The 1,239-nt window shown below is 66.3% G+C and carries 2 protein-coding genes; both read left to right on the top strand.

Features of this window, described 5'->3' with window-relative positions:
• Nucleotides 1-62 precede the first annotated feature (62 nt).
• Complete coding sequence (phnL, locus tag EOA28_RS36215; protein WP_127252043.1) at nucleotides 63-770, top strand: phosphonate C-P lyase system protein PhnL; 708 nt, start codon at nucleotides 63-65, stop codon at nucleotides 768-770.
• Nucleotides 767-1,239, top strand: a 473-nt coding sequence (locus tag EOA28_RS36210) for a DapH/DapD/GlmU-related protein (protein ID WP_128315866.1), incomplete at its 3' end; no start/stop codon positions are given. The genes phnL and EOA28_RS36210, both read left to right, overlap by 4 nt.

The following is a 1,239-nucleotide window of genomic DNA, read 5'->3' as shown; positions in this document are numbered from 1 at the left end:
GTCCCGAAAAGTGGAAGCCGGTTTTCGGACCAGACCATGCGGCAAAATAAAGGACTCTAATCATGGCCACGCCGCTTGTTGTTTCCGATGTCGCGAAAAGCTTCACCATGCATCTGCGCGATGGCGTCACGCTGCCGGTGGTGGCGGGCGTCTCTTTCGCGATCCGCGCAGGCGAATGCGCCGTGCTCGGCGGTCCGTCGGGCGCCGGAAAAAGCTCGATCCTTAAGATGCTCTACGGCAACTACGCCGTAGACGAAGGCCAGATCATCGTCCAGCATGGGGGCGGGTTGATCGACCTCGCCTCCGCCAGCCCGCGCACCGTGCTTTCCGTGCGCCGCCACACCATAGGCTATGTCAGCCAGTTCCTGCGCACCGTGCCGCGCGTCTCGGCGCTCGACGTCGTCGCCGAGCCGCTGGTCGAGCGCGGCGGGGATCGCGAGACCGCGCGGGCGAAGGCTCGCTCCTTGCTTGCGCAGCTCAACCTGCCCGAAAAGCTCTGGGCGCTGCCGCCGGCGACCTTCTCCGGCGGCGAGCAGCAGCGCGTCAACATCGCGCGCGGCTTCATCACCGAGCATCCGATCCTGCTGCTCGACGAGCCGACCGCTTCGCTCGACGCCCGGAATCGCGATGTTGTGGTCGAACTCATCGCCGCCAAGAAAGCGGCCGGCGTTGCGCTGCTCGGCATCTTCCATGACCTCGACGTGCGCGGCGCGGTCGCCGATCGCGTCATCGACGTCACCGCCTTCGCCCCTGGAAAGATCGCCGCATGAGCAAAAAACTCTCGGAGGCGCCGCTGATCCATCCGACGGCGCAGGTCGAAAACTCGACGCTCGGCCGCTGGACCGAGATCGCCGAGCGCAGCCGCGTCGCCGAATGCGAGCTCGGCGACTATTCCTACATGATGCAGGATTGCGCGGTCTGGTGCGCCACCATCGGCAAGTTCTCCAACATCGCGGCAAGCGTGCGCATCAACGCCACAAACCATCCGACCTGGCGGCCGACGCTGCACCATTTCACCTACCGCGCGTCGGATTATTGGGACGACGCCGAGCATGAAAGCGAGTTTTTCGCTCAGCGCCGCGCCAAACGCGTCACCATCGGCCACGACACCTGGCTCGGCCACGGCTCGACCATCCTGCCCGGCGTCACCGTCGGCGACGGCGCGGCGGTCGGCGCCGGGGCGGTGGTGTCGAAGGACGTCGCGCCCTACACCATCGTCGGCGGCGTGCCGGCGACGAT

It is taken from the genome of Mesorhizobium sp. M2A.F.Ca.ET.067.02.1.1 (assembly GCF_004023285.1).
Taxonomy (GTDB): Bacteria; Pseudomonadota; Alphaproteobacteria; order Rhizobiales; family Rhizobiaceae; genus Mesorhizobium.
This window is presented reverse-complemented; position numbering and strand designations above follow the sequence as displayed.

Excerpts from the sequence above, each read along its gene's own strand:
- phnL (WP_127252043.1), top strand. The coding sequence starts at position 63 with ATGGCCACGCCGCTTGTTGTTTCCGATGTCGCGAAAAGCTTCACCATG.